The sequence below is a fragment of the Peribacillus sp. P4_C12 genome (assembly GCF_056402095.1).
The window spans coordinates 1-4348 of record NZ_JBFUIB010000314.1 but is presented as its reverse complement, the minus strand read 5'-3'; the positions used below and the strand labels follow the sequence as shown (position 1 = coordinate 4348).

Below are 4348 nucleotides of genomic sequence, written 5' to 3'. Positions count from 1 at the left end.
GTCCAATAAATGAATCCACAACTAATCCTGCCAATTTATCGCCTTTTCTGACAATAACCACAGAAAGAAATCCCTCTTTTTCCTGATGCACAGGCACTTCAAAAATTCCCTTCAGGAACAGGAGCGGTAGAACTTTCCCCCTGAAGTCAATAACTTGTTGATTATGAGCATTCATGATATCTTCTTTTTTTATAATCGCAGTCTCTATAATAGAAGAAAGTGGAATAGCATATTTTTCCTTTTGGATTTCAACCAGCATTACAGAAATTATCGATAATGTAAGGGGAAGTTGAATAAGGAATRTAGATCCTTCGTTCTCTTTGGAATCTATCGTTACAGACCCACCCAATGACTCGATCGTATTTTTAACCACATCCAGCCCTACACCACGTCCTGATACATCTGAAATGGTTTCAGCTGTTGAGAACCCTGAAGCAAAAATTAATTCATAGATTTGCTTATCTGTTAAAGTAGCAGCAGCTTCCTTTGTCAAAATCCCATTGGAAAAGGCCTTGTTTAAGACAAGATCTTTATTTATTCCCGCTCCATCATCGTCAATTTCAATAAAAACATGGTTGCCGCTGTGATACGCCTTTAAAAGGATTTTCCCTTCTTCATTCTTCCCTTTCGCTAGACGTTCTTCAGGTGTTTCAATTCCATGATCCATTGCATTTCTTAATAAATGGACAAGTGGATCACCAATTTCATCTATAACTGTACGATCAAGTTCTGTTTCAGCTCCGATGATTTCCAAATCTACTTTCTTATTCAAATCCCTTGCTAATTGACGAACCATTTTAGGGAAACGATTGAATACAGTTTCTACAGGAACCATCCGCATATTCAACACAATTGTTTGCAAATCGCTGGTTATCCGGGACATTCTTTCAACTGTTTCATGCAGTTCCTGGTTATCCAAATCGCTTGAAATTTGATCGAGTCTACCTCTATCAATCACAAGTTCCTCAAATAAATTCATTAATATATCAAGCCGCTCGATATTTACCCGAATAGTCTTACTTGAGGCCGGCTTAACAGGTGCCTGCTTCTTAGTCTCCTTATTCTCACTTAAAAGCAAAGCGTTCCTTTCTTGGGCCTGGTTATCCACTGCAGCTTTTTTTTCCTCTTTAGCATTGGCAGTGTGTCGTAGATCGTCAAGATTAAGAGTGTTTATACCAACTTTTTCCACTTCAGAAATCTTCATGATTTTTTTATGAAGCTCTTCACTCGATTCTTTTGTTACCACCGTAACTGTAAACTTCCGATCAAACTGCTCTTCTTCCAAAAGTTCAACCGGTGGATTGGACTTGATTACTTCACCTGATTTTTCAAGAACCTCATATACCATAAATACCCTTGCTGCTTTTAAAAGACAGTCTTCACGCAAATCTATCGAAATTTCATAACTGTCGAATCCTTGTTCTTTGGACTGCTGCAGGACTGTCAATTCAAATTCATCGTACTCACCACTTGTCACTTCTTCCTTTTCATGAACCGTAGATGCAGCTGCAGTCTCTGCGATAGAAGAGAAAACAGGCGACTCCCCTTTTTCAATCAATTGCAGCTGATAAACAACATTCTTCACATCTCTTTTTCCATCGCCACCTTCAGCAATAGACATAACAATTGCTTCTAAATCATCAACGGCTAAAAATATCACATCAAACAATTCAGGGGTAAGAATAATTTGGCTGTTTCGAATCGCATCCAACACATTTTCCATTTTGTGGGTCAAGTTCGCTAAATCCTCATACCCCATGGTGGCCGACATCCCTTTTAAAGTATGAGCGGAACGAAAGATTTCGTTAACAATTGAAAGGTCTTCCGGGTTTTTCTCAAGTACCAACAGCTGTTCACTGCACGTTTGAAGATGTTCTTTACTTTCTTCAATAAATACCTCTAGATACTGATTCATATCCATACAATCTCCACCTCCACGAGTTAACAATAGCTAATTATTGCGTTAGCTATTGTTTCTACATCCTCTATGCTATCTATCAAGTTGGTAGCAATCGCCGCTTTCGGCATTCCAAAAACGATTGATGTCTTCTGTGACTCTGCAATCGCTTTTAAAGGACCCGTTTGATTCAACTTAATAATCCCACTTGAACCATCCATCCCCATCCCGGTCATGATGACAGCTATTTTCGCAAAATCAGTAATTTCACTTACTGATTCAAACAGCACATCTACTGAAGGGCGGTGTCCGCTACGCTGTTCGGATTGATCCAAAAGTATTGCAATGCTCATCCCAACTTTTCTCACTTTCAGGTGAAAACCTCCAGGGGCAATATAAGCAACTCCTTTTTGGATCAGTTCCCCATCCTCTGCTTCCTTCACTTGAATCCTACATAATGAATTTAGACGGTCAGCCAAGGATTTTGTAAAACCAGAGGGCATATGCTGGACAACAAGAATAGGTGCATCAATTGTTTCTGGGAGTCCCGTCAATACTGTCTGAAGAGCCCTTGGGCCTCCTGTCGATGTACCAATGACTATAATTTTTTTATTCCAATAGAACCATTTATTTTTGTTTTTTTCGTTTCCCAACATTTCTCTTGTATCTTTTTCACTATATTTTCTCCAAAACGATGGATTTCCCTCAATATTTATTGCATTTTTTTGTAGTTTGTGACCATTCTCACGGCTGGCTGCCATAACTTTTTCAAACCCGTTCTTTCTTAATTTTGTACAAATCCAGTGAAATGGCACCTAATGGTTTAGCCACAAAGTCAAAGGCTCTACTGTACATAGAAGCAAAGGTATTTTCCATTCCTTCTTTCATCGTGCTTGAAAACATAATTTCAGCAGTAGGACATTCATCCATAATCCGATTTAATGCTTCACTTCCATTCATAACCTGCATCTCTACATCTAAGGTGCCGAACTTTCTTAAATCTGCAGAATCATCCACAATCAGCACTTTAACTTTATCCATGTAAGGAGACCTACTTTCCAAGAAGATATCTCTTCATATTGCTAAGGAAGTTGCTTTTTTGTAAATTCAATTCTCCACCAAATGAATGGCTTGTATATCTCGATGCAATATCCATAAGAGCTTTAGATACATTAGCTTCAGAATCAAAAAGGATAAAGGGTATTTGTCTTGAAACAGCTTTGGAAACAGTTCTTTCGTCCGGCAGGTAACCAAGTGCTACACTTTCCAGACCCAAAAATTTCTTAAGTGCATTTTGAAGCCGGATAATCGTTTCTTTGCCTTCCTTATTTGTGAAAACCCTATTACAAACCAGAAAATATAGAATTTCTTTTTTGACGGAATGTATGTATTTCATTGTAGAATAGGCATCCATTACGGAAGTCGGTTCAGGCGTAGTAATAACGATTAACTCATCAACACATAACAGAAATTTTGCCGAGTCTTGAGTTATACCTGCCCCCATATCAAACAAAATATAATCATAATCCGTCAACAGCAAACTAAATTCTTCATTAAACCGCATAAACTTGTTTTCATCGAGGGAAAAGAGGCTTGTCAGCCCTGTTCCACCCGTAATGATTGAAATACTCTCTGGGCCTGCCGTCATAATATCTATCAAGCTACGACCACTTTCAAAGAAATCAACGATACTGTAAGATGAATGTTCACCAATCAAAATATCTATATTTCCCATCCCAATATCCATATCGAACAACAGGACCTTTTTTCCTTGTTTGGATAAAGCGAGGGAAAAGTTCAAAGAAAAGTTAGATTTTCCGACTCCACCTTTACCACTTAAAATGGCAAGAGTTTTAGCCGGTGATTGATTTTGGTGGGTTTCCAGTCTTCTTCGTAAGTTCTCAGCTTGATCTTTCATATTTTTTAGCCCCAAAAGCCGTTTTCAATAGCTGTGATGATGTAGCTTTTTCTATATCATCTGGTACATTCTGTCCATTTGTAATATAAGCGGCTCCTAGTTTATGAGCGTGTATAAAATTAAATATAGCCCCGAAAGTTGATGTCTCGTCAGCTTTTGTAAAAATGATCTGTTTAATTGGTATGCTAGCAAACTGCCGATAAATATCTTCCATATCCTTTTGCTTCGAAGTTAATGACAAAACTAAATATGTTTCCATCTCATCTGTAAAATCAATAATTTCACTAAGGTCTTTAACATACTGTGGATTGTGAAAATTCCTTCCAGCAGTATCTATAAATACAAAGTCATAATGAGAAAACCGTTCCGTTGCTTTTTTAAAATCTTCCAAATTATACGCTACTTCAATCGGAACATTTAAAATCTTTGCATACATCTTAAGCTGATCTATTGCTGCAATCCTGTATGTATCTGTCGTAATGAAAGCCACTTTTTTACCATGCCTAAGCATGGTCTCTGCTGCTACTTTAGCG

3 protein-coding genes and 1 pseudogene are annotated in these 4348 nt (G+C 37.9%); all 4 read right to left on the bottom strand.

Annotated elements, in window-relative coordinates; all coding sequences use genetic code 11:
• The coding region (locus AC1DUW_RS21815; protein WP_477643442.1) for an Hpt domain-containing protein at positions 1 to 1921 on the bottom strand (1921 nt) is incomplete at its 3' end.
• 20 nt (positions 1922 to 1941) lie between these two features.
• Positions 1942 to 2938, bottom strand: a pseudogene (gene cheB / locus AC1DUW_RS21810) (chemotaxis-specific protein-glutamate methyltransferase CheB).
• A 10-nt stretch (positions 2939 to 2948) separates the two neighbouring features.
• Complete coding sequence (locus tag AC1DUW_RS21805) at positions 2949 to 3815, bottom strand: MinD/ParA family protein (RefSeq protein ID WP_477643441.1); 867 nt, start codon at positions 3813 to 3815, stop codon at positions 2949 to 2951.
• Positions 3799 to 4348: flagellar biosynthesis protein FlhF (locus tag AC1DUW_RS21800; RefSeq protein WP_477643440.1), on the bottom strand; the 550-nt coding region annotated here is incomplete at its 5' end. The genes AC1DUW_RS21800 and AC1DUW_RS21805, both read right to left, overlap by 17 nt.